The sequence below is a fragment of the Brevundimonas sp. Marseille-Q4549 genome (genome assembly GCF_976940555.1).
Map to the genome: position 1 here is coordinate 1,597,439 of NZ_CDRHXG010000001.1, position 22,183 is coordinate 1,619,621.

At 68.8% G+C, this 22,183-nt stretch carries 26 protein-coding genes; 10 read left to right on the forward strand and 16 right to left on the reverse strand.

Annotation, left to right across the window (positions count from 1 at the left end; genetic code table 11):
• The first annotated feature begins 15 nt into the window (after positions 1 to 15).
• The 7 genes from cydX to ACWPV3_RS07765 all read left to right on the forward strand — a co-directional run bounded on the left by cydX (position 16) and on the right by ACWPV3_RS07765 (position 7,291).
• Positions 16 to 165, forward strand: coding sequence for a cytochrome bd-I oxidase subunit CydX (cydX, locus tag ACWPV3_RS07735; protein ID WP_292087369.1), 150 nt, complete (start codon positions 16 to 18; stop codon positions 163 to 165).
• Positions 152 to 1,525, forward strand: coding sequence for an oxygen-independent coproporphyrinogen III oxidase (hemN, locus tag ACWPV3_RS07740; RefSeq protein WP_453977491.1), 1,374 nt, complete (start codon positions 152 to 154; stop codon positions 1,523 to 1,525). Before cydX ends, hemN begins: the two co-directional genes overlap by 14 nt.
• A gap of 89 nt (positions 1,526 to 1,614) precedes the next feature.
• The gene (locus tag ACWPV3_RS07745; protein ID WP_453977492.1) at positions 1,615 to 2,559 is read left to right on the forward strand and encodes a DUF808 domain-containing protein; all 945 of its coding nucleotides are present in this window, start codon (positions 1,615 to 1,617) and stop codon (positions 2,557 to 2,559) included.
• A gap of 69 nt (positions 2,560 to 2,628) precedes the next feature.
• The gene (locus ACWPV3_RS07750) at positions 2,629 to 4,320 is read left to right on the forward strand and encodes an alkaline phosphatase family protein (protein ID WP_453977493.1); all 1,692 of its coding nucleotides are present in this window, start codon (positions 2,629 to 2,631) and stop codon (positions 4,318 to 4,320) included.
• Between the two features lie 137 nt (positions 4,321 to 4,457).
• Positions 4,458 to 5,900, forward strand: coding sequence for a pyruvate kinase (gene pyk, locus ACWPV3_RS07755; protein WP_292087363.1), 1,443 nt, complete (start codon positions 4,458 to 4,460; stop codon positions 5,898 to 5,900).
• A gap of 64 nt (positions 5,901 to 5,964) precedes the next feature.
• Complete coding sequence (locus tag ACWPV3_RS07760) at positions 5,965 to 7,002, forward strand: DNA adenine methylase (protein ID WP_453977494.1); 1,038 nt, start codon at positions 5,965 to 5,967, stop codon at positions 7,000 to 7,002.
• A 19-nt stretch (positions 7,003 to 7,021) separates the two neighbouring features.
• Positions 7,022 to 7,291, forward strand: coding sequence for a hypothetical protein (locus ACWPV3_RS07765; protein WP_453977495.1), 270 nt, complete (start codon positions 7,022 to 7,024; stop codon positions 7,289 to 7,291).
• A gap of 9 nt (positions 7,292 to 7,300) precedes the next feature.
• Here the strand turns inward: ACWPV3_RS07765 and ACWPV3_RS07770 are convergent, their stop codons facing one another.
• From ACWPV3_RS07770 to ACWPV3_RS07795, 6 genes are read right to left on the reverse strand one after another with little or no spacing between them, the layout of a single operon-like run.
• Positions 7,301 to 7,942 (reverse strand): ribonuclease HII, encoded by a 642-nt coding sequence (locus ACWPV3_RS07770; RefSeq protein ID WP_292178565.1) that lies wholly within the window; start codon positions 7,940 to 7,942, stop codon positions 7,301 to 7,303.
• Entirely contained in the window at positions 7,935 to 8,534 is a 600-nt protein-coding gene (locus ACWPV3_RS07775) for a DNA-3-methyladenine glycosylase I (RefSeq protein WP_453977496.1), read from the reverse strand. Before ACWPV3_RS07775 ends, ACWPV3_RS07770 begins: the two co-directional genes overlap by 8 nt.
• A gap of 42 nt (positions 8,535 to 8,576) precedes the next feature.
• Positions 8,577 to 9,335, reverse strand: coding sequence for a 3-oxoacyl-ACP reductase (locus tag ACWPV3_RS07780; protein ID WP_453977497.1), 759 nt, complete (start codon positions 9,333 to 9,335; stop codon positions 8,577 to 8,579).
• Positions 9,336 to 9,345: 10 nt separating this feature from the next.
• Entirely contained in the window at positions 9,346 to 10,149 is an 804-nt protein-coding gene (gene ygfZ / locus ACWPV3_RS07785; RefSeq protein WP_453977498.1) for a CAF17-like 4Fe-4S cluster assembly/insertion protein YgfZ, read from the reverse strand.
• A 30-nt stretch (positions 10,150 to 10,179) separates the two neighbouring features.
• Positions 10,180 to 10,725, reverse strand: coding sequence for a hypothetical protein (locus tag ACWPV3_RS07790; protein WP_453977499.1), 546 nt, complete (start codon positions 10,723 to 10,725; stop codon positions 10,180 to 10,182).
• A complete protein-coding gene (locus tag ACWPV3_RS07795; protein WP_453977500.1) occupies positions 10,722 to 10,949 on the reverse strand; it encodes a hypothetical protein in 228 nt (75 codons plus the stop codon). Before ACWPV3_RS07795 ends, ACWPV3_RS07790 begins: the two co-directional genes overlap by 4 nt.
• Positions 10,950 to 11,035: 86 nt before the next feature.
• Here ACWPV3_RS07795 and ACWPV3_RS07800 point away from each other — a divergent pair, with 86 nt between their 5' ends.
• The 3 genes from ACWPV3_RS07800 to ACWPV3_RS07810 all read left to right on the forward strand — a co-directional run bounded on the left by ACWPV3_RS07800 (position 11,036) and on the right by ACWPV3_RS07810 (position 14,401).
• Positions 11,036 to 12,004, forward strand: a complete 969-nt coding sequence (locus ACWPV3_RS07800; RefSeq protein ID WP_453977501.1) for a glycosyltransferase family 9 protein — start codon at positions 11,036 to 11,038, stop codon at positions 12,002 to 12,004.
• A gap of 167 nt (positions 12,005 to 12,171) precedes the next feature.
• Positions 12,172 to 13,503 carry a dihydroorotase gene (locus ACWPV3_RS07805; RefSeq protein ID WP_453977502.1) on the forward strand — a complete coding sequence of 444 codons (1,332 nt, stop codon included), beginning with the start codon at positions 12,172 to 12,174 and terminating at the stop codon, positions 13,501 to 13,503.
• A 166-nt stretch (positions 13,504 to 13,669) separates the two neighbouring features.
• A complete protein-coding gene (locus tag ACWPV3_RS07810) occupies positions 13,670 to 14,401 on the forward strand; it encodes a prephenate dehydrogenase/arogenate dehydrogenase family protein (RefSeq protein ID WP_453977503.1) in 732 nt (243 codons plus the stop codon).
• A gap of 2 nt (positions 14,402 to 14,403) precedes the next feature.
• On the opposite strand, the gene ACWPV3_RS07815 is transcribed toward ACWPV3_RS07810, so the two are convergent.
• The 10 genes from ACWPV3_RS07815 to ACWPV3_RS07860 all read right to left on the reverse strand — a co-directional run bounded on the left by ACWPV3_RS07815 (position 14,404) and on the right by ACWPV3_RS07860 (position 22,182).
• Positions 14,404 to 14,778: an ammonium transporter gene (locus ACWPV3_RS07815; protein WP_453977504.1), complete on the reverse strand. Its 375-nt coding sequence runs from the start codon at positions 14,776 to 14,778 to the stop codon at positions 14,404 to 14,406.
• Positions 14,775 to 15,071, reverse strand: a complete 297-nt coding sequence (locus ACWPV3_RS07820; RefSeq protein WP_453977505.1) for an autorepressor SdpR family transcription factor — start codon at positions 15,069 to 15,071, stop codon at positions 14,775 to 14,777. Before ACWPV3_RS07820 ends, ACWPV3_RS07815 begins: the two co-directional genes overlap by 4 nt.
• 69 nt (positions 15,072 to 15,140) lie before the next feature.
• Positions 15,141 to 16,091, reverse strand: a complete 951-nt coding sequence (locus ACWPV3_RS07825; RefSeq protein ID WP_453977506.1) for an alpha/beta hydrolase — start codon at positions 16,089 to 16,091, stop codon at positions 15,141 to 15,143.
• Between the two features lie 22 nt (positions 16,092 to 16,113).
• Complete coding sequence (locus ACWPV3_RS07830) at positions 16,114 to 16,794, reverse strand: SdpI family protein (protein ID WP_292087347.1); 681 nt, start codon at positions 16,792 to 16,794, stop codon at positions 16,114 to 16,116.
• Positions 16,791 to 17,111 (reverse strand): metalloregulator ArsR/SmtB family transcription factor, encoded by a 321-nt coding sequence (locus tag ACWPV3_RS07835; protein ID WP_292087345.1) that lies wholly within the window; start codon positions 17,109 to 17,111, stop codon positions 16,791 to 16,793. The genes ACWPV3_RS07830 and ACWPV3_RS07835 overlap by 4 nt, the downstream gene beginning before the upstream one ends.
• 86 nt (positions 17,112 to 17,197) lie before the next feature.
• Positions 17,198 to 18,793: a sensor histidine kinase gene (locus ACWPV3_RS07840; protein WP_453977507.1), complete on the reverse strand. Its 1,596-nt coding sequence runs from the start codon at positions 18,791 to 18,793 to the stop codon at positions 17,198 to 17,200.
• Positions 18,794 to 18,848: 55 nt separating this feature from the next.
• Positions 18,849 to 19,520, reverse strand: a complete 672-nt coding sequence (scpB, locus tag ACWPV3_RS07845; protein WP_292087341.1) for an SMC-Scp complex subunit ScpB — start codon at positions 19,518 to 19,520, stop codon at positions 18,849 to 18,851.
• Entirely contained in the window at positions 19,517 to 20,335 is an 819-nt protein-coding gene (locus ACWPV3_RS07850; RefSeq protein WP_453977508.1) for a segregation and condensation protein A, read from the reverse strand. Before ACWPV3_RS07850 ends, scpB begins: the two co-directional genes overlap by 4 nt.
• A gap of 6 nt (positions 20,336 to 20,341) precedes the next feature.
• On the reverse strand, positions 20,342 to 21,391 hold the full coding sequence (nagZ, locus tag ACWPV3_RS07855) for a beta-N-acetylhexosaminidase (RefSeq protein WP_453977509.1): 1,050 nt from the start codon (positions 21,389 to 21,391) through the stop codon (positions 20,342 to 20,344).
• Complete coding sequence (locus ACWPV3_RS07860) at positions 21,388 to 22,182, reverse strand: SPOR domain-containing protein (RefSeq protein ID WP_453977510.1); 795 nt, start codon at positions 22,180 to 22,182, stop codon at positions 21,388 to 21,390. Before ACWPV3_RS07860 ends, nagZ begins: the two co-directional genes overlap by 4 nt.
• Position 22,183: the final 1 nt, after the last annotated feature.

Here is a 22,183-nt window from a genome sequence, read left to right on the forward strand (position 1 = left end):
GAAGGAACCCCTGCAATGTGGTATTTTTCCTGGATCCTGGGTCTGGGCCTGGCGGTCGCCTTCGGCGTCCTGAACGGTCTGTGGCACGAGTTCCGTCTGTTCGACGAAGGCGATGTCGGCCTGTCGCGGCCAGACGCTTCGAAAGAGGAAGATGTCCCTCTTTGACGCCGAAAGGCTGGCGACGCGGGACCTGATCGACCGCTATGACGCCCATGCGCCGCGCTACACCTCCTATCCGACGGCCGTGCAGTTCACGCCGGCCGTCGGGGGCGAGACCTGGGGCGACTGGCTGGCCGTCGCACCGCTCGACCAGGCCGTGTCGCTGTATCTGCACATCCCGTTCTGCAAGCGGCTGTGCTGGTACTGCGGCTGCAACACCCGGGCGGTGAACCGGACGGGGGTGATCGTCAGCTACGTCGATCTGCTGCTGCAGGAGGCCGACCTGGTGCTGGCGCACATGAAAGGGCCGGTGCGGGTCGGGTCGATCCATCTGGGCGGGGGTACGCCGAACATGCTGCCGCCTGCCGAGCTGGAGCGGCTGTACGCCGGCCTGGCCGCACGGTTCGACCTGGGCGACTGTTTCGAGGTCGCCGCCGAGCTGGACCCCGAGGTCCTGACGCCCGAATGGATGGAGGCCGCCGGCCGCATCGGCCTGAGCCGCGCCAGCCTGGGGGTGCAGGACCTGTCGCCGCGCGTCCAGGCCGCGGTCAATCGCCCCGAAACCTTCGACAGCATCCAGGCGGCGGTCGAGGGGCTGCGGACCCAGGGCGTGACCTCGGTCAATCTGGACCTGATGTACGGCCTGCCGCTGCAGACCGTGGAAAACCTGATCAACACCCTGGGGCGGGTGACGACCCTGTCGCCCGAACGGATCGCCCTGTTCGGCTATGCCCATGTGCCGTGGATGAAGCCGCATCAGAAGCTGATCGACGCGGCCGATCTGCCGGACGCCGAGGCCCGCTTCGCCCAGAGCCAGGCGGCGTCGCGTTACCTGGCCGCCAAGGGCTGGCAGGCGATCGGTCTGGATCATTTCGCCCTGCCGCACGATTCCATGGCGGCGGCTGCGCGGAGCGGCCGGCTGCATCGCAACTTCCAGGGCTATACGACCGATACGGCCCAGGTGCTGATCGGGCTGGGCGCCTCGTCCATCAGCCGCACGCCGAGGGGATTCGTCCAGAACCACGCGCAGGAGCGGGACTGGCGCGCGGCGGTCGTCGCCGGCGACCTGCCCGTGGCGCGAGGCGTGGCCCTGAACCCGCGTGACGCCTTCATCGGCGCGATCATCGAACGGCTTATGTGCGACTTTCAGGTCGATGTGCCCGCCCTGGCCCAAGCTCATGGACGGGGACCGGCCGACACGGCCCCGGCCTGGCCGCGTCTGGCGCGGTTCCACGACGACGGGTTGATCACGGTGGAAGCGGGACGCGTGAGCGTATCGCCGCGCGGCCGGCCCTTCGTTCGCGCCGTCTGCGCCGCCTTCGATCCCCACACGGTCGGGGAAGGGCGCCACACACGGGTGGTCTGAGCGGCGGAACCTGCGGCGATGGGTGATCGACAATCGCCGCCGGGCCGCATAGGCAGGTGCGGTTCGTTGATTGAGAAAGACGCCGCCCGATGCCCTCCGGATTGATCGCCCTGCTCGACGACGTGGCCGGGATCGCGCGTCTGGCCGCGGCCTCCATCGACGATGTCGGGGCGGCGGCAGGCAAGGCCTCGGCCAAGGCGGCGGGGGTGGTGGTCGATGATGCTGCGGTGACGCCCCGTTATGTGACCGGCCTGTCGCCCAGCCGCGAACTGCCCATCATCGGCAAGATCGCGGTCGGATCCTTGCGCAACAAGCTGCTGCTGATCCTGCCGGTGGCCCTGGTGCTGACGGCCTTCGCGCCCTGGGCGATCACGCCGCTCCTGATGTGCGGCGGGACCTATCTGTGTTTCGAAGGGGCCGAAAAGTTGCTGGAGGCCTTCGGTCACGGCGGCCATGAAGAGGCGGCGCCGAGCGAGACCGATCCCAAACTGCTGGAGAAAGCCACCGTGTCCGGCGCCATCCGCACCGATCTGATCCTGTCGGCGGAGATCATGGCCATCGCCCTGGCCGACGTGGCGGCGCAGCCGGTCCTGACCCAGGCCGTCGTTCTGCTGGTGGTCGGGGTGGCGATGACCGTCGCCGTCTATGGAGTGGTCGGGCTGATCGTGAAGATGGACGACATCGGCCTGCATCTGGCGCAGCGTCCGAACAGCGGCGTGCGAACCGTGGGGCGCGGCCTGGTCAAGGGGATGCCGGTGGTTATGAACGCCCTGGGCGCCATCGGCACGGCCGCCATGCTGTGGGTCGGCGGCGGCATCCTGGTGCACGGAACGCACCGGTTGGGCCTGGCCTGGCCGGCCCAGCCGCTCGAGCATCTGGCCCACGGCGTCGGCCATGTGTTCGGGCCGCTGGGCGGCTTGGTCGCCTGGCTTGTGACGGCGTTGGGCTCTGCCCTGATCGGCCTGGTCGTGGGCGGGATCATCGTCCTGATCGTGCAGCAGATCGGACGGATGCGCGGTGCGCCCGCACACTGAATCAAGCCGTCGTCATGCGTCTGCAACGCGGCTCGGTTAAGGTCCCCAGGATTGTTCTGGAGTGAAGAGATGTCTCTGTCGCGTGTCGCTGTCCTCGCCGCCGTCGCCGTCACGCTTGGCCTGACGGCGGCGCCTGCCGTCGCCCGGAAAGCGCCGCCTCAGACCGTCGCCGCCGTCGCGCCGCCGAAGCTGATCGTGACCATCGTGGTCGATCAGTTCAGCGCCAATCTGTTCAACCAGTACCGCAGCCGGTACACGGGCGGCCTGCGCCGCATAGCCGATCAGGGGCTGGTGTCGACCAACGGCTATCAGACCCACGGCCTGACCGAGACCTGCCCCGGTCACTCCACCGTCCTCACGGGAATGCATCCCGCAGAAACCGGCATCCCCGCCAACGACTGGATCGATGCCGCGACAGGCAAGGAAGTCTATTGCCTGGCCGCGCCGCAGAACCATCTGGCGCATGGCCGTGACGACACCGACAACGGCCCCGTCGGCCCGGACCAGCTGCGCGCCACCACCGTCGGCGACTGGCTGAAGGCTGTCAGCCCAAACAGCAGGGTCATGGCCGTCTCGGGCAAGGATCGCGGCGCCATCAATCTGGCGGGGCATCAGGGCCAAGCCTTCTGGTTCACCGACGGCTTCGGCCTGACCACCTATGTCGAGCCGGGCCAGACGGCCGAGGCCAGGCTGGCGCCGGTGACGGCTTTCAACACCGGGTTCAAGGCTTGGATGGCGGCCAATCCCGTGACCTGGGACTATCAGCATGACGATTGCCGAGCGCGGGCGGGCGACTGGACCATTCGCGGCCAGACCTTCCATTCGGTCCTGCCGCCTGCGGGGCTGAAGTTCGACACCTCGCCCCTGCTGGACGAACAGACGCTGAAGGCTGCCGAATATCTGCTGGACAGCCAGCGGCTGGGGCAGGGCGCGACGACCGACATGCTGGGCGTCAGCCTGTCCGCCACCGACCGCATCGGCCACGCCTTCGGCACCCAGGGGCCGGAGATGTGCGAACAGATGTATCGTCTGGACGCGGCCCTGGGCGCCTTCCTGGACAAGCTGGCTCAGGTTCCGGGCGGCGCGCTGGTGGTTCTGACGGCGGACCACGGCGGTTCGGACTTTGTCGAACGCCTGCATCAGCATGGCTATCCGAACGCGCACCGCGTCGACCTGGCGCCGATCGCGGCGATCAACGCCACGCTGCGCCAGCGCTTCAATCTGGACGCCAATCCTTTGCAGATGGGCGGCAGCGGCCTGATGGTGGCGGACAAGGAACTGCGCTCTCTGCCCGATCCGTTGCGGACCCAGGTGGCGGAAGCCGCCGTAGAGATGCTGCGCGCCGTGCCCGACGTCGCCTTTGTCGAGACGCGCGACCGACTGCTGACCGATCCGCTGCCCGACACGCGCCAGCCCGAGATGATGACGGTGCGCGAGCGGATGCGCCTGTCGACCGTGCCGGAGCGTTCGCCCGACATCATGATCGCCTTCGCCCAGGCCGCCAATCTGGGCGGGCGCGTCGGCGGAACCCTGGCCGGACACGGCACCCCGTGGGAGTTTGATCGCCGCGTGCCCATCATCTTCTGGTGGCCCGGCGCCCATGGCGAGGAGCGGTTCCTGCCGATCCGCACCGTCGACATCGCCCCGACCCTGGCTCACGTGATGGGCGTGCCCGCGCCGAAGGTCGAGGGCCGCTGCATGGACCTGAACGGGTTCGCGGTTTCGGACTGTCCGGCGACGGAATCGACGCCTGCGCGATAAACTCCTGTTTCGGCGCCATAAACTCGTGTTTCCCGGCGGCGCGGCGGTCTTACGCTAAGGAAGTTTCAAAGGCACAAGGGGGCAAATCGCCCGTGTCGTCCGCAAGGGTGACATCTGAGAGCTGACAGGAAACGTCCATGAACAGAGCCCGCCGCGCCCGCATCGTCGCGACACTGGGGCCCGCCAGCCGTGCGCCCGGCACGGTCAAGGCCCTGGCTCAGGCCGGGGTGGACGTGTTCCGCCTGAACTTCAGCCACGGCTCGCACGAAGACCACGCCGCCGCCCTGAAGGCGGTGCGCGGCGCCGAGATGGCCTTGCAGCGGCCGCTGGGCGTGCTGGCCGACCTGCAGGGGCCGAAACTGAGGCTGGGTCGGTTCAAGGACGTCGAGATTTCGGTCAAGCCGGGCCACCGGATGCGTTTCGACCTGAATCCCGAGCTGGGCGACGAAACGCGGGTGCAGATGCCGCACCCCGAAATCTTCAAGGCCCTGCGCACCGGAATGCTGCTGCTGCTGGACGACGGGCGGGTGCGCCTGCGCGTGGGCGAGCGCACCGACGACTGGGCCGATGTGACGGTCGAAAGCGGCTCCAAACTGTCGGACCGCAAGGGCGTCGCGGTGCCGGAGGCGGTCATTCCCGTGTCCGCCCTGACCCCCAAGGACCGCGAAGACCTGGCTTTTGCGCTGCGTCTGGGCGTCGACTGGGTGGCCCTCAGCTTCGTTCAGAAGCCCGAGGACATGGCCGAGCTGAAGCGGATCGTGAACGGCCAGGCCGCCTGTCTGGCCAAGATCGAGAAGCCTGCGGCCCTGGCCGATCTGGAGGCCATTCTAGACTATTGCGACGGGGTCATGGTTGCGCGCGGCGACCTGGGCGTCGAACTGGACCCCGAGGACGTGCCCGTGGCGCAGAAACAGATCGTCCGCGCCGCCCGCAATCGCGGCGTGCCGGTGATCGTGGCCACCCAGATGCTGGAATCCATGACCAGCGCCCCGGCCCCGACCCGCGCCGAGGCGACGGACGTGGCCAACGCCGTGTACGAAGGCGCCGACGCCCTGATGCTGTCGGCCGAGACGGCCTCGGGCGACTATCCGCTGGAATCCGTCGGCATCATGAGCCGGATCATCGAGCGGGTCGAACGCGATCCGATGTGGCCCAGCCTGATGCGGGCCGAACAGCCCGGCATGGACGAACAGGACGTGGACGCCCTGGTGGGTGCGGCGGCGATGGCGGCCAGCGCCCCGTCGACCGGCTGTCTGGTGGTCTTCACCACCCTGGGCGGCACGGCGCGGCGCATGGCGCGCGAACGGCCGCTGAAGCCGATCCTGGTTTTGACGCCCAATCCGAACACGGCGCGGCGTCTGGCCCTGGTTTGGGGGTTGGAGACGCGGCTGGGCGACCAGCCGGACTCGCTGGAGGCCGTGACGGACGACGCCGTCAACGGGGCGGTCAAATATGGTCTGACCGAGCCGGGGCAGAGGGTGCTGATCCTCGCGGGCACGCCGTTCGGCGCGCCTGGGGCGGCGAACCTGCTGCGTCTGGCCCATGCGCCCAGCGTCAAGGGCGGCCGCAAGGGGCGCTGAAGGCGGACACGGTTCCTATCGCGGACGTCAGGCCCTAGTCTCGGGGTATGAGTCGGCGGGCGGCATGATCAAATACATCGGCTCCAAGCGCGCCCTGCTGGGCCGGGTGACAGGCGCCGTGTCGGGCGTGCTGCCGCAGGGCGGGCGGGTATGCGACCTGTTCTCTGGCACGGCGCGGGTCGGTCATGCGTTGAAGAAACAGGGTTTCTCGGTCTGGTCGAACGACCACAACGCCTATGCTCACGCCTTGGCCACCGCCTATGTCCAGGCGGATCGGGAGCGGTGGGCCGACAAGGCCGAAACGGTTCTGGCGGAACTGCGGAGCGTGAAACCCGAAGCGGGCTGGTTCACCCAGACCTTCTGCCACGATGCGCGCTATTTCCACCCCGACAACGGCGCGCGGATCGACGCCATGCGCGAGCGGATCGAGACCCTGGCGCTGGAGCCGGAACTGAAGGCCGTGGTCCTGGTCAGCCTGATGGAGGGGGCGGATCGGGTGGATTCCACCGCCGGGGTGCAGATGGCCTATATGAAACAGTGGGCGCCGCGGGCCCTGAAATCCCTAGATCTGCGGCTGCCCGACCTTGTCCCTGGCGTTCCGGGCGGATGCCGCGCCACCTGCGCCGATGCCGTTCAGATGGCCGATCAGGTGGAGGCGGACCTTGTCTATCTGGACCCGCCCTACAACCAGCACTCCTATCTGGCCAACTACCACTGCTGGGAAAGCCTGGTGCTGTGGGACAAGCCCGAGACCTATGGGGTGGCGAACAAGCGGGTGGACGTGAAGACGCGCAAGAGCCCCTTCAACAGCCGCCCCGGCATCGGCCCGGCCCTGAAGTCAGTGATCGAAGGGGTCCGGGCGCCGAACCTGATCGTCAGCTTCAACGACGAAGGCTATCTGAGCCGGGCCGAGCTGGAGGCCATGCTGGCGGCGCGCGGCCATGTGCAGGTGGTGGCGATCGGCCACCCCCGCTACGTCGGGGCGCGCATCGGCATCCACAATCCTAAGGGCGAAAAGGTCGGCCAGGTGGGGCGGCTGAGGAACGTCGAGTATCTGTTCGTGGCGACGGAACGGCCCGTGACCCTGGCTGTCGCGGCCTGATTCTTTTCAGGTTTCTGGCTTGGCCTTAGGAACCGGGGGCCGAACCCGCCGTTTCCGGGGCATGATGTCGCCGCCGCCCACGACCGGATCATCCGCCCGCGAGGCGAACCCCGCCATGATGCGGTCGCGCGATACCGCCCGCGTCCAGACCTTCGGCCGGCGCGAAACGGTGGATGAGATCGACGCCGAACCCCAGCTGCGCCCACCGCCGCGCTGGCTCATTATCCTGGCCGGCGTCGCCATTGCGGCCCTTATGGGCGCGATGCTGGGCGCCTTCATGCACGTCTGACGTCGGCTTTCAGTCCTGGGCCAGCAGGGCGCGGATCGGGGCCCAGGTGCGGCGATGCGCCGGGCAGGGACCAAGGCTGTGCAAGGCCGCCTGATGGATGGGCGCATTATAGCCCTTGTGTCTGGCGAAGCCGTAGCCGGGATGGCGGTCGTCCAGTTCGATCATCAGCCGATCCCGCGCCGTCTTGGCCAGGATGGAGGCGGCGGCGATGGATAGGGACAGGCTGTCGCCCTTGACCACCGTCTGAACCTCGCACGGCAGGGCGAAGCGATAGTTGCCGTCCACCAGCGCCGCGACCGGCGTGACCGCCAGCTGTTCGATGGCGCGACACATGGCCAGGCCCGTGGCCTTCAGGATGTTCAGTTCGTCGATTTCCTCGACCGACGCGAAACCGACGCCCCAGGCGACGGCCCGCGCCTTGATCTGGATCGCCAGTTCGTCGCGGCGTTTCTCGGTCAGGGCCTTGGAATCGTCGATGCCGGGCGGCAGGTCGTCCGGGTTCAGGATCACCGCCCCCGCCGACACCGGCCCCGCCCACGGCCCGCGCCCCGCCTCGTCCACACCGCAGACAGGGCCGTTGACCCTCTGGGCCAGCAGGGTCTCGAACGTCAGGGTCGGGGAGGCGCGGGAAGGCGCGGGCGACTTAGCCATGGCCGCCCATCGCACGAACCTGGGCGTGACGGAAGCAGGTCGTCTGGTGATCGTTGACCATGCCGACGGCCTGCATGAAGGCGTAGACGATGACGGGGCCGCAGAAGTTGAAGCCGCGCTTCTTCAGCGCCTTGGCCATGGCGACCGATTCCGCCGTCTGGGTCGGCGCCTGGCGATAATCGGCGAAGGACGCGTGGATCGGTTCGCCGCCGACGAAGGACCACAGCCATTCGGAGAAGTCTTCGCCCTTGTCGCGCATCTCCAGCCAGATCTGGGCGCCCCGGATGGCGGCCTTGATCTTGGCGCGCGAGCGGATGATGCGGGGATCATTCAGCAGGCGCTGGATGTCGTCTTCGCCATAACGGGCGACGATCTCGGGATCGAAGCCGTCGAAGGCGTCGCGGATGCCCTCGCGTTTCCTCAGAATGGTGATCCAGGCCAGACCCGCCTGAAACCCGTCCAGGGTCAGCTTTTCCCACAGGGCGCGCGGATCGCGTTCGGGCACGCCCCATTCGGTGTCGTGATAGGCGATGTAGAGCGGGTCCGTGGTCCCGCACCAGCCGCAGCGGCCCTGGGCGTTCGAATCGATCATGCGCCGATGTTGCCAGTATGTTCCGGTCGAGGAAAGGCGCGATCAGTCCCTGACCAGTCCGCCGTCGACCACCAGGTTCTGCCCCGTCACCGCGCGGCTCCACGGCGAGGCGAAGAACAGAACGGCGTCGGCGAACTCTTCGGGCGTCGTCACCGAGCGCAGCGGGGTCATGCCGGCGATCAGGTCGAAGACGGCCTCGGGCGTGGCGGCGCTGGCGTCGGTGGTGCGAAGCAGGCCGCCCGAGACCATGTTGACGGTGATCCCGTCGGGGCCCAGGTCGCCGGCGGCGGTGCGGGTCAGGGACAGAAGCGCGGCCTTGGCGGCGGTGTAGTCGTGGTAGGGCACGACCGGATTCTGGAACAGGTTGGTGCCGATGTTGACGACGCGGCCGAACCGGGCGGCGGCCATGCCGGGCGCCGTCGCCTGAATCAGGTTCAGGGCGCCGCGCATGACGGTCGAGAACTGGCGGTCCATCTCGTCCCAGTCGATGGCGGTCATCCGGGAGCGGGCGTCGCCGTTGAAACTGTAGTCCAGGGCGTTGTTGACGACTGTGGAGACCGGCGCGCCGAAATGGGCCTGAGCCTGGGCGACCATGGCGTCCACGGCCGCGCGGTCGGTCACGTCGGCCTGAAAGGCGAGGGCGCGGTCGCCGATCTCGGCGGCTAAAGCGTTCGCCGCCTCTCCGCTGTTCCTCCAGTTGATGACGACGCGGGCGCCTTCACGGGCGAAGGCGCGGACGCTGGCGGCGCCGACGCCGCGCGCCCCGCCGGTGACGAGGACGATGTGGTCGGCGAGCTTCATGGGTTTGGTCTCACGCATTGGGGGAAGGGATGACGTCCTCGCCCATCCAGGCGGGCTTGCGCAAGCGCACGGGGCGTCCGTCGACCGTCAGGTCGCCGTCGAGCCGGTCGACCCGCAGCAGGGCCATGACCGAACCGTCACGGCCCGACAGCACCTCGCCCGCGCGCAGTTCGCCCTTCAGCACTTCGGCGCCGAAGGCGGGGGCCGGGCCGTCGAAGTCCAGCGGCAGCATCCGGTTCTTGATCGCGCCCCGGCGCTTCATGCGCGAGGTCGTCTCCTGACCGACGAAACAGCCCTTGTGGAAATCGATGCCGTTCAACAGGTCGAAATCGGCCTCGATCGGATAGGTCTTGTCCTGCGGGGCGTCGGCCGTGGGATCGGGCACGCCGACGGATAGGCGGTGGGCGTCGTAGTCGGCCTCGGAGGCGTCCGGAATCGCCTCGCCATAGAGACGGCCGCCCATCAGGGGCGTGCGGGGGTCGGGGATGAAGCCGGCGGGCGCATCCGGCCAGGCGGCGAAGACGGGCCGGTCGTCGGCGGCGACCTCGACCCTGGCGCGCAGCTTGTACATCGACAGGCGCTGGATCAGGGCGTCGCGGCGCTCGGTCGCGACGTCCAGCAAGACGCCGTCAGCCTGTCCCAGAAGAAACAGGTCGAACAGCAGCCGGCCGGGCGGGGACAGAAGGGCGCCGAAACGCACTTCGCCGTCGGTCAGCGTCTCCACATCCTGGGTCAGCAGAGTGTGCAGGAAGGGTCTGGCGTCATCGCCGGTGATCGAGATCAGGGCGCGGTTGGAAAGGCGGGCGATGGACATGGGCGCTAGATAGGATGTTGAGAGCGCTTCTCAAACCACCGCGTAACGCGCCACGACGCCGTCGGGCTGGAAGTCGTGTTCGGCCAGGGTGTCCAGCGAGCGGATCACACGGGTCACGAAATCCTGCGTGTCGCCGTCCTCGATCGCGGGGCGCAGCCAGTCGGTGACGACGGCGCGGGCCGGATAGGTGCCGACCGGGCCGGGAATGCTGAGCGCGACCTCGATCCCCTCGGCGATCCAGCCGGCGACGGTGACGAACAGGTCGGTCGAGGCCAGGAAGTCCGAGCGGCGCAGGACATAGAGGGTGATGATCCCGTCCTCGATGCCGTCCGGGCGCACGATGACGCCGCTGCGATCCGGCCGCCACGCCTCGTCCAGTTCGATCACCCGCCACAGGCAGAACCAGATGCGGCAGGTGTTCGGCCGGATCTCGTGAACCGAACAGCCGGCGCCGTCGACGCAATAGGCGCAAAGCTCGCCGGTCGGCTTGGCCAGTTCGGGCAAGGCCAGCGGAATGACCCGGCAGCATTCGACGCAGCCGCCGCAGGTCCGGTCGGGGAGGAGGGGAAGGCTCACCCCAGGGTTCGTTCAAGCTGGGCGATGCGGCGATCCATGTCGGCGACCATCTGTTCCAGCCGGGCCTTTTCGGACGCCATGTCGACCGGCGTGCCGTCCTCGTAGGAAATCACGGCCCCCTTGGCGATCAGGTCCAGCCGATAGATGGCCGTGACGCGCTGGGCCTTGAAGCGGTCGAGGGCGGCGAGGGAGGCGGGATCGGGCGTGGAGGGCGGCTGGCTCATCCGCGTCGCTGTAACGCAGGACGTCCGCCTGTGGAAACAGTCGTTTGGCGCTGAACCTGCGATAGAATCCCTGTATTCCACACGTCATGATCGGGCGGTTTCCCATCCTGTACATCGCCGAGGCGGACGCGGAGGACGCGATCCTGTCGTCCGGCGTGCTGGCGCATCTGGTCGACAGCCTGCCGCAGGCGGTCTTCACCATCGTCGGATCGGCCGCCTCCGCGCCCCTGTTCGCCGACACTCCGCGCCTGGCCAAGACCATCGTGCTGGAGCGCGAGGGCCATTTCGAATGGATCGCCCTGTGGAACCAGGTGCGCGGGACCAAATGGGGCCTGATCGTGGACATGCGCGGCTCGGACCTGTCGGGCAAGCTGCGGCGCGAACGACGGGCGGTGCGCGGCAAGACGCCGGAGGGCCTGCACGCGGTCGAGGCGGCGGCGGCGGTGCTGAAGCTGGAGCCGGATGAGACGCCGGCCCCGCGCCTGTTCTTCTCCGACGAGACGCTGGACGAGGCGAAGGGGTTGTTTCCCGCCTCGGGCGGCGACGGGCCGATCCTGGCGGTCGGTCCGGGCGTGGAATGGATGGGCAAGCGCTGGCCGGCCGAACGCTACGCCAAGGTGGCGACCAAGCTGCTGGCCGACGACGGGCCGCTGGCGGGCGGTCGGCTGATGATCGTGGGCGAGGAGGTCGACCGCGAGGCGGCCCACACCATCCGCTACGCCGTGCCGCGCGCGCGGGTGATCGAGCTACAGGGCAGGTTGACGCGGCTGCAGACGGCGGCGGCGATCTCTCAGGCGGCGCTCTACATCGGGGCGGATTCGATCTGGACGCATTTGGCCGTGGCGGCGGGGGTTCCGACCATCGCCGTCTTCGGCCCCTCGGACGAGACGACGCGCGGCCCGTGGAAGGGCCATGCCGTGCGCGGACCGCGCACCTATCAGGAGTTCAAGACCCTGGACCCGCGTCTGAACCAGGCGATCCAGCACATGATGGACCTGCCGTGGGAACGGGTGCTGAAGACGGCGATGAAGGTGCTGACGGCGCGGGCTCACTGACTGTTTTGCTGCGTCATCCTCGGGCTTGACCCGAGGATCGGGGGTTCCGCAAGCAGACTGGATTCCGGTACAAGCGGCTTGCTGACGCGTCGATTTCTGCGATGCGGACGTTCCGATCCTCGGGTCAAGCCCGAGGATGGCGGTGAATGGATTGAGGACGTGCGGCGATGACCCAGACCTATGACCTGATCGTCCGGGGCGGCGAGGTGGCGAACCACGCCGGACGCGGCATGGCCGACGTGGGCGTGATCGACGGCAAGATCGCCTTCATCGGCGACCTGAGCCAGGCCTCGGCGGGCGAGACGTTCGACGCTGCGGGGCTGACGGTCCTGCCCGGCGTCATCGACACCCAGGTCCATTTCCGCGAACCGGGGCTGGAGTGGAAGGAGGATCTGGAGACGGGCAGCCGCGCGGCGGCCCTGGGCGGCGTCGTCGCCGTGTTCGAGATGCCGAACACCAATCCCAACACCACCGACCCCGACACCATGGCCGACAAGCTGGTTCGCGCTAAGGACCGGATGTGGACGGACCACGCCTTCTACATCGGCGGCACGCATGAGAATGCGGACTATCTGGACGAACTGGAGCGGCTGCCCGGCTGTTGCGGGGTCAAGATCTTCATGGGCGCCTCGACCGGCGACCTGCTGATCGCCGATGACGAGGGGGTGAGGAAGGTTCTGTCGAACGTGCGCCGCCGCGCCACCTTCCACTCCGAGGACGAATACCGGCTGGTGGAGCGGCGGGGCCTGGCCCGCGCCGGCGACTGGACCAGCCACCCCGAGGTGCGCGACGCCGAAAGCGCCATCCGCTCGACCCGCCGTCTGGTCGGTCTGGCCAAGGAGACGGGCGCGCGCATCCACGTGCTGCACGTCACGACCCGGGACGAGATGGAGTTCCTGCGCTTCCACAAGGATGTCGCCACCGTCGAGATCACGCCCCAGCACCTGACCCTGGTCGGGCCGGAAGCCTATGAACGGCTGGGTTCCTACGCCCAGATGAACCCGCCGATCCGGTCGCAGGAACATGTGGACGCCCTGTGGCTGTGGGGGATGCAGCAGGGCGTGGCCGATGTGCTGGGCTCCGACCACGCGCCGCACACCAAGGAAGAGAAAGCCAAACCCTATCCGGCCTCGCCGTCCGGCATGCCGGGGGTGCAGACCTTGGTGCCGCTGATGCTGACGCAGGTGGCCAATGGGCGTCTGTCGCTGGAGCGGTTCATCGACCTGACCTCGGCGGGGGCGCAGCGGGTGTTCGGCACCGCCAACAAGGGGCGGATGGCCGTCAGCTATGACGCCGACCTGACCATCGTGGACCTGAAGGCGAAGCGCACGATCACCCATGACCAGCAGGCCACGCGCTGCGGCTGGACCCCGTTCGACGGGGTGGAGGCGACCGGCTGGCCGATGGCGACCATCGTGCGTGGCCGGGTGGTGATGCAGGACGGCGAACTGATCGGATCGGCGCACGGCCGGCCGGTGCGGTTCATGGAGACGCTGTGAGTTCGCTTCGCTCCGCCTTCCACCCCCACGCCGTCATCCTCGGGCTTGACCCGAGGACCGGAGGGGCCGCCGCATTGCGTCAGCGGCAGGCGCACAGCTCGATCCGCGCCCGGTCCTCGAGTCAAGCCCGAGGATGACGACGGTAGTGGATAGGGCGGCGGTGGGTGTGGCGAAACCCCGTCTCGGCCTGATCGGCTTCGGCGCCTTCGGCCGGCTGACGGCGCGACATCTGTCGGCCTGGTTCGAGGTGATCGCCCACGATCCGGTGGCGACGGATGGCGAGGGGGTGGCGACCCTGGCCGACCTGGCGACGGCGGCCGCCTGTCCGGTGGTGATCCTGGCCGTGCCGGTCGGGACGCTGGAGGAGACACTCCGCGCGATCACGCCGCACCTGCGGCCCGACGCCCTGGTGATCGACGTCGGCTCGGTGAAGGTGAAGCCGGCGCGTCTGATGGCGGACATCTTGCCGGACACGGTGCGGATCGTCGGCACGCACCCGCTGTTCGGTCCGCAGAGCGCGCGCGACGGGATCGCGGGGCTGAGGATCGCCGTGTGCGAGGTACGGGGCGGGAATGACGCTCGGCGCGTCGCCGCCTTCTGCCGGCGCGCGCTGAAGCTCAGGGTGTTCGAGGTCACGCCGGAAGAGCACGACCGCGAGGCCGCGACGGTTCAGGGGCTGACCCATCTGATCGCGCGGGTGCTGCTGAAGATGGAGCCCCTGCCGACGCGGATGACAACGGCCAGCTTCGAGCGGTTGATGCAGGCCGTCGACATGGTCCGCCACGACAGCCCCGCCGTCTTCCACGCCATCGAACGCGACAACCCCTATGCCGCAGAAGTGCGCGAGCGCTTCTTCGACCTGGCCGAGATGGCGCGGGAGCAGTTGGACGAGGGGTAGGTTCAGACCGTCCGTGGCCTGGCCCGCAGCGACAGACAGTAGCCCAGCGTCACCGCCATGCCGGCGATCACCGCGCCGCAGCCGCCGATCTGGGCGGCCGGGAAGGGGGCGAAGGCCCACAGGGCGGCGTAGGTCAGGCCGCTGATCGCCATCGACCAGCCGGCGACGCGATTGACGCGGCGGGCGTGGGCGCTGGGGGCGAAGGTCTTGGGCAGGCGGTTGCCGTACCAGGCGATCAGCAGGCCGGTCGCGCCCAGGACGATGCGGTTGACCGTGTCGCCGTCGAGATAGCCCATGTTGCGCGCGGTCGAGGCGGCCAGGGCCACGGCGATCGGGCCGCCGGCCCAGATCAGGCTGGGGATCAGGTCTTTTCTCATCGTGTGGTCTCCTCCGCGGACCGGGGCGTTTCCGCGCCGGGTTCAAATGATTGGACGAAGCCCAGCAGCGCCTCTTCGAGCACCGATAGCTTCAGGTGATAGAGGACGGACTTTCCGGCCTTTTCCGCATGAACCAGGTCGGCCTCCTTCAGCACCGCGAAGTGCGCCGACATGGCGGGCTTGGAGACGTCGAACCGGTCGCTGATCTCACCCGCGCTCATCGGTCCCCGACGCAGGAGCTGAAGCACCCGGCGACGGGTAGGATCGGACAGGGCCTTGAATACCGAACTCATGATGTGATGATTAGCTAATCATCGAAATGAATCAGGCGGATTGTTTCCGCGTTCGTGTCCCGCCCGAAATCAGCGGGCGGCGTTCGTCCTGATGAAGGCCGCCACGTCCTGCGTCACGCCCGGGGCCAGCGGTAGGTCAGGGTCGGCGTAGGTCGCCAGATTGCCGGCGCGGTCGGCGGGGGCGGTCTTGAGAACGTGGTTCACGCCGTCCCACAGCTTCAGGGTCGCGTCCGGGTCGGCGGCGGCCAGGGCCTGGGCGTCGATAATCCCGACCTGGATGTCGGTGGTTCCCTGGCCGATGAAGACCGGGCCGTCATAGGCGGCGAGCAACATGGCGGGGTCCAGCGGCAGCCACGAGATCAGATAGGGCTGGACCGACGGGCGAAACAGCGCGGCCAGGGCGGCGGGCGGCTCGGCGACCGTGCGGCCGGCCTCCAGTTCGGTCAGGGCGTCATAGGCCTGGGTCTTCAGCGGATCGGGCAGGGCGGTCAACTGTTCACGCAGCATCACCCCCGCCGGGCGGCCGGCGCCGGCCAGCAGGATCAGGCCGCAGACCTTGCTGGATTCGGGGTCGTCACCGCCCGCGACCGCCTTGAGGGCGACCAGGGCGACCAGGGCGCCTTCGCTGTGGCCGATCAGCCAGGCGCAGGGCTTGCCGGCGCGCGCGGCGGCCTCGGCGGCCCAGGCGCGGGCGTCGGCGGCATAGGCGTCGAACCGCAGATCGGCCTCGGCCGGGCCGGCGGCGGCGCTGGCGGCGATGCCGCGCTTGTCGATCCGCAGGGTGGCGATCCCTTGATCCGCCAGCCCCTCGGCCAGCATCCGATAGGTTCCCGCCGCGACGCCCATCGGACTGTTCCCATCGCGATCCGTGGGGCCCGAGCCGGGTAGGATGACCGCCACGGCCGAGGCGCCCGGCGGCGTCAGCAGGGTTCCATGCAGCGGCGCCGGCTGGGACGGCAGGACGATCTCGGTCGAGACGGGGGCGGCCAGGGCGGCGAGTGCGACGGCGAGGCTGAGCATGGGGCAGACTCCTTGGCGAGGATCAGAAGGGCTGGCGGTTCGGATCGGCGCGCCACACGCGCCAGCTCTCGGCGACCGACAGACCGGCGCTGAGCAGCACGCCCCCGACCAGGGCGTTGATTCCGAGGGGCTGACCGATCCAGGGCGCGGCCATCAGACCGGCCAGGCCCAGCAAGCAGAACAGACGCCCGGCCAGACGGTTGGAGCGGTCCCAGGCGAGGCGGCTCTTGTAGCTCCAGGGCGTGCGGACACCGACCAGCGGATTGGGCGCGACGCGACCGAGGAAGGCGCCTGTGACCAGAAGGATCAGCGACACCGCGCCCATCATGACGAGGGGGCCGGTTTCGGTCGTGGCGCGCCCGAGCCCCGCCCAGCTCATCAACAGGCCGATGGCGGTGAAGACGAACAGACCGATGCCTTGGCCGATCCGCATGGAACGGCGACGGGCGTGGTCGCCGGTCGCTTCGGCGCGCAGAGCCGCCAATCCCAAGCCGGCGCTCGCGATGAAGCCGATGACCGTCATGCCGCCAAGTGCGACGGCGAACTCATTGCGGCTTCCCCAGCGGTCGACCTGCCAGTCGCCGTTCCAGTGCAGCGGGATCGGCGTCGTCGGCCCCATCAGCGCGACATAGGCGGCGAACCCCGCCTGCACGACGAAGGCGGCGATGGTCAGATGATCAAGCAGCGACAGGCGGGGCTTCATCTACGCGGCGCCTTTGCAGCGCAGGGCTGGGCGGCGTGGGGCAGGGCGGCTTCGCCCTGGCCGGTTCCGGCGATGTCCATCAGAAAGGCCATGGCCTCTTCCACAGCCGAAATCTCCAGCCTGTAGCGGATGGTTTGACCCTCGCGCTCGGGACTGACCAGGCCGGCGTCCTTCAGGGCGTTCAGGTGCCCCGTGATGGTGGGCCAGCTCATGTCGAAGGCGGCGGCGATATCGCCCGAGGCCAAGGGACCGGAGCGCAGCATGGCGATGATGCGACGGCGCACGGGGTGGGACAGGGCTTTGAACAGAGTGTTCATAGGAGTTTTCCTAATTAGGAACATTGCTAAATGCAAGGCGAATTCAAGCGGTCCGGCCGTGGGCCAGACGCATCCCAATCCGGACTCTACGTCACGCGCTGCAGCGGCAGGATCACGCGGAACAGGCTGCCGACGCCCGGTCGAGTCTCGACCTCGATCCGGCCACCCATCAGACGGGTCAGATCGTGCGCCGAGGTCAGGCCCAGACCCAGCCCGTCCGCCGCGCGGGTGCTGCTATCGTCGCCTTGGGCGAAGGCGTCGAACAGGCGCTCGGCCTCCGCGGGTGTCATGCCGGGACCGGTGTCCTGCACCTCCAGGACCAGACCGGGCTCGGCGCCCAGCGCCCGCAGCACGACCTCTCCCTTGCGTGTAAAGCGCACGGCGTTGTCGGTCAGGGCGGCCATCACCTTCTCGACGTGGACGGGATCGCCCAGCCATTCGCCCTTGGCCGCCTCGACCTTAAGCCCCAACGCCTTGGGCTTGGCGGCGTCGCGGAAATCGAGGGCGATGCGGCGCAGCAGATTGTCCGGTCGGAACGGCCGCGTCTCCAGCTGCACCGCGCCGTCGCGCAGCCGCACCACGTCCAGCAACTCCTCGATCAACCGCAGCTGCTGACGGCCCGACGCCTTCAACACCTCCAGCCGGTCGCGCTGTTGGGGTGTGACCAGGTCTGCGCCGATCACCTCGGCCATGCCCAGGACTCCGTTCAGGGGAGTGCGCAGCTCGTGGCTGACGTTGGCCAGGAACCGCGTCTTGGCGACATTGGCCGCCTCTGCGCGCTCCAGAGCCGCAGACAAGGCCGCTTCCGACGCACGCAGCCGACGCACGTCCGCCGCCGTGTTCCAGGACAGGGCGGCCATGCCGACGATCAGCACGACGAACAACAAAAGCAAAAGCGGCCCGGCCTGTGTCAGGATTTGATAGCCCGGCCGTTCGGGGGTCCATACCACGCGGCCCAGCAGCCGTCCGTCCAGATCGCGCACATCCGCGCCGACCATGCCGGGGGGCGGTGCGTCATCGCCGGGCTGGAACCGCACGTTGCCGAGTCCAAGCCGCGTCCGCAGCGGCGTCAGTTCAGCCTGGAACGGCTTGAAGGAGGCGACGACCGGGTCGAACGCCGGAACCGGACCTTGGGGCGTGTGGCGCACGACGGTCGATGCGCCGATCACATAGATATTGCCGTCCACCTGAGCGAAGGCGGCTTTCAGCCTGACCGCCGCATCCGCGTGGGCGCTCCGATCTCGTTGGGCCGCCTCGGCGCGCAACTGGTCGACCACAGGCCGGGCGGCGCGTGCGAATGGATCGTCGTCGCCGGCGTAGGTCGCGCGACCGTCGCGGCTGAGGCGGAACAGGCTGCCCTGTCCGTCGTAGCCCAGGGTCGCGACGTGGCGGTTCTGGGCGGCGTACATCTGGCCCAGGAAACGGTCGTACCAACCCGTATCACGGGCGTTCATGCGACCGACCGCTTCATCCCAGATAGAGCCCGCGATCAGGGTCTCGCCCATCGCCTCCTGGGCCCGGTTCAGATGCATCTCGACCAGCGCCTGTTCCTTTTGGGCCTGGTGGGCGTCGATGCCGTGGCTGACGATGGCCAGGACGCCGGCCATGCCGATCATCGATGACAGCGCCAGGATCAGGGCGACCCTGAAAGTGCTCCACGTCCGCCAATCCGACTTAATCACCACGCTACTCATGGGTTTCGCATAGACGAAGACGGCTAAGACGGAATGAACGGCGTCAGCGGTCCTCGGCCACGAAGTCCTGGGCGAACTCGGGCGCATCGTCTTCCAGCGGCAGGCTGCCGTCCTCGTCGTCGGCCTCGGACGCCTTGGTGGGGTCCGGCACCTCGAAGCCGACCGGCAGCGACAGGTCCAGCAAACCCGCCGCCTTCATCTCCTGAACGCCGGGGAGGTCGTACAGGGTCGCCAGGCCGAAATGCTCCAGGAACCGATCCGTGGTCGCATAGGTGACGGGCCGCCCCGGCGTCCGCCGACGCCCGCGCAGCCGCACGAACCCCATCTCCAGCAGCAGGTCCAGCGTGCCCTTGGAGATCGACACCCCCCGCACGCTCTCGATCTCGGCGCGGGTGACGGGCTGGTGATAGGCGATGATGGCCAGGGTCTCCAGCGCGGCCTTGGACAGACGGCGCGGCTCCTCGCGCTCCTGCGTCATCATGAAGGCCAGGTCCGGCGCGGTGCGGAACCGCCAGCGGTCGGCGACGCATTCCAGCTCCACCCCCCGCCCCTCGTAGCGGGCGCGAAGCCCCGCGATGGCGCGCGCGACATTGCAGTTCTCGGGCAGGCGGGCGGCGATCTCGGCGGCGGTCAGCGGCCCGGCGGCGGCGAACAGCAGGGCCTCGACTCGCCGCTCAATCTCGGCCTCGTCGGGCTGGAACGACAGGTCGCTCACGGCGTCAGCTCCAGCGGCAGGCCCGGTCCGCGCCGTTTCAGATACAGGTCCGCAAACGCCTCGCTCTGCCGAATGTCCATCGCCCCCTCCTTCACCAGTTCCAGACTGGCCGACAGGGTCGAGGCCGTAAAGCTGGCCTGGCTGGGCCCCTCTTTGTCCTCACGATGGGGCGCGACCTGTTCCAGCGGCGTCCAGTCGGCCAGCTTGGGCATGATCTCGCGCAGCCAGTCGCGCGCGGCCTCCAACGGAAAGGCCTCGACCCGCTGGCCGGGGGCATAGCGACGGGCCTCCTCGCGCCGACGCTGCACCACATAGGCGCTCATCAGTTCGTACAGGCTGGCGTCGATACGATCCGACGGCACGATCACCGTCGCTTCGGGATCACCTCGCGTGAAGACGTCGCGTTTCAGCTGGGGTCGGGCCATCAGCTGTTCGACGGCCTTTCTCATCGCCTCCAGCTTCTGCAGCCGGAAGGCCAGGGCGGCGGCCATCTCTTCGGCCGGCGGCTCTTCGGCCTTGCCCTTTTCGGTGCGCGGCAGCAGCAGGCGCGACTTCAGATAGGCCAGCCACGACGCCATCACCAGATAGTCCGCCGCCAGGGCGAAGTTGCGCCTGCGCGCCTCATGCACGAAGGCCAGATACTGTTCCGCCAGCTGGGTGATCGACAGCCTCAGGAGATCGACCTTCTGGTTTCGCGCCAGGGCCAAAAGGACGTGCAGCGGTCCCTCATAGCCGTCCAGATCGACGACGAAGGCCTCGCGCTCCTCCACCTCCTCGGCGTTGAAATCCAGATTGGGCTGGAAAGACTCCGTCATAGGTCCTTAGGCCTGCGCCTCACCCACATCCGGTCCCTTGGCGACGTCCATGCGACCGCCCATGGCCTTGAAGAAGCGGTCGTGCCCCGCGACGGAATCCAGCGGCTCGGGCGTGCGCACGATCCGGGCCAGTGCGGCTTCCGCCCGGCGGCGCGCCCCGCCCTTCAGCGGCCCGACGCCCTCGGCGACCTGGCGCATTTCGTCCATGTCGCCGTTCCAGTGGACGACGAGATCGCACCCCGCCTTCAGCGCCTTGTGCGCGCGCTGGGTCAACGAGCCCGAAAGGGCGTTCATCACCAGATCGTCGGACAGCAGCAGGCCGCCGAATCCCAACCGCTCGCGGATCAGGCGAATCGCCTTCTTCGACTGCGTCGCCGGATGTTTGCGATCGATTGCGGTAAAGACGATGTGCGCCGTCATGCCGATCGGCATGTCCGACAGGGCCTTGAACGGCGCAAAGTCCCAGGCGTCCAGCGTGTCCAGATCGGCATGAACCGTCGGCAGATCCTTGTGCGTATCCGCAAAGGCACGGCCGTGGCCCGGCATGTGTTTGATGCAGGGCAGAACCCCGCCCGCCAGCAGCCCCTCCGCCGCCGCCCGGCCGAGCACGGCGACAGTCTCGGGATCGACGCCATAGGCGCGGTCGCCGATGATGTCGTGGGCGCCGGGAACCGGCACGTCCAGCACCGGCAGCAGGTCGACGGTCACGCCGACCTCGCGCAGATCGTGCGCCATCAGACGTGCGCCCAGCCGTGTCAGCTCACGCGCCTGCGCCAGCTCGTTCGTCGCCTTCAGATAGGCGGCGCCCGGCGGATATTTGGGCCAGTGCGGCGGCCCCATGCGCTGGACCCGCCCGCCCTCCTGGTCGATCAGGATCGGCGCGTCCGGGTCGCCCAGGACGGCGCGCATCTCTTCGGTCAGGGCGCGCACCTGTTCGGGCGTGTCGATGTTGCGCCGGAACAGGATGAAACCCCACGGCCGCGCCTCGGCGAAGAAGGCCCGTTCGTCCTCCGTCAGCCGATGGCCGGCGCAGCCGTAGATCGCAGCCGATGTCACCGAACGATGCAGTCCCGGCCGGCGGCCTTCAGCGCGTTGCAGAAGGCGACGGCCCGTTCCCGCGACAGGCCCGTGAAGGTGGTGCGATACAGCGTCGATCCGTTGGCCGAGATCACTTCGGTCACGCGTTTCTGCGCGCCGGAGGCGTACTGGCCGAAGCGGCCGGCGACGGCGGCGTATTCGCGGTCGGCGATCTCGGTGGAGGAAAAGGCGCCGATCTGGACGCCGGACGATCCGGTCGCGGCGGCGGGCGTCGTCGCCTTGGTCGAAGGCGCGGCGGTCGGGGCCGCCGGCGCCGGGCGCGGGCTGGCGGGAGCCGGAGCCGGCGTCGCGGCAGGTGCGCTCTGGGCGGGCGGCAGACCCTGTCCGGTCGGAGCGATCGGCGCCGGTGCGGCCGGGCGGGCCTGCGGCGCCTCAGGCGGCGGCGTGAACGTTACGGGCGCGTCGGTGGTCTCGCCCTCGTCGCGATAGACGCGCACGCCTTCGGCCGGGTCGATCGGCTGGGCGTCGATGGGCGGGGCGGACTTCATCTCGCCCACAGGCTGGCCCACGGCGGGCGGCGCGTCGGTCGAGGCGCGCATGCCGGAACGATAGAAGAAGATCACCGCCACGATCAGCAGGAGCAGCACCACCGCGCTGACGATCAGGGTGACGGGCGGCGGCTTTCCAGCGCCCGAGCCGACATTGCGGCCGCTGCGCGGGTCGTAGGAATTGCGGCGGAACGGCAGGTCGTCGTCCGTCGGCGGCGTATAGGCGCCCCGGCCCGGTCTGTCGTCGTCTTCAAAGGACATG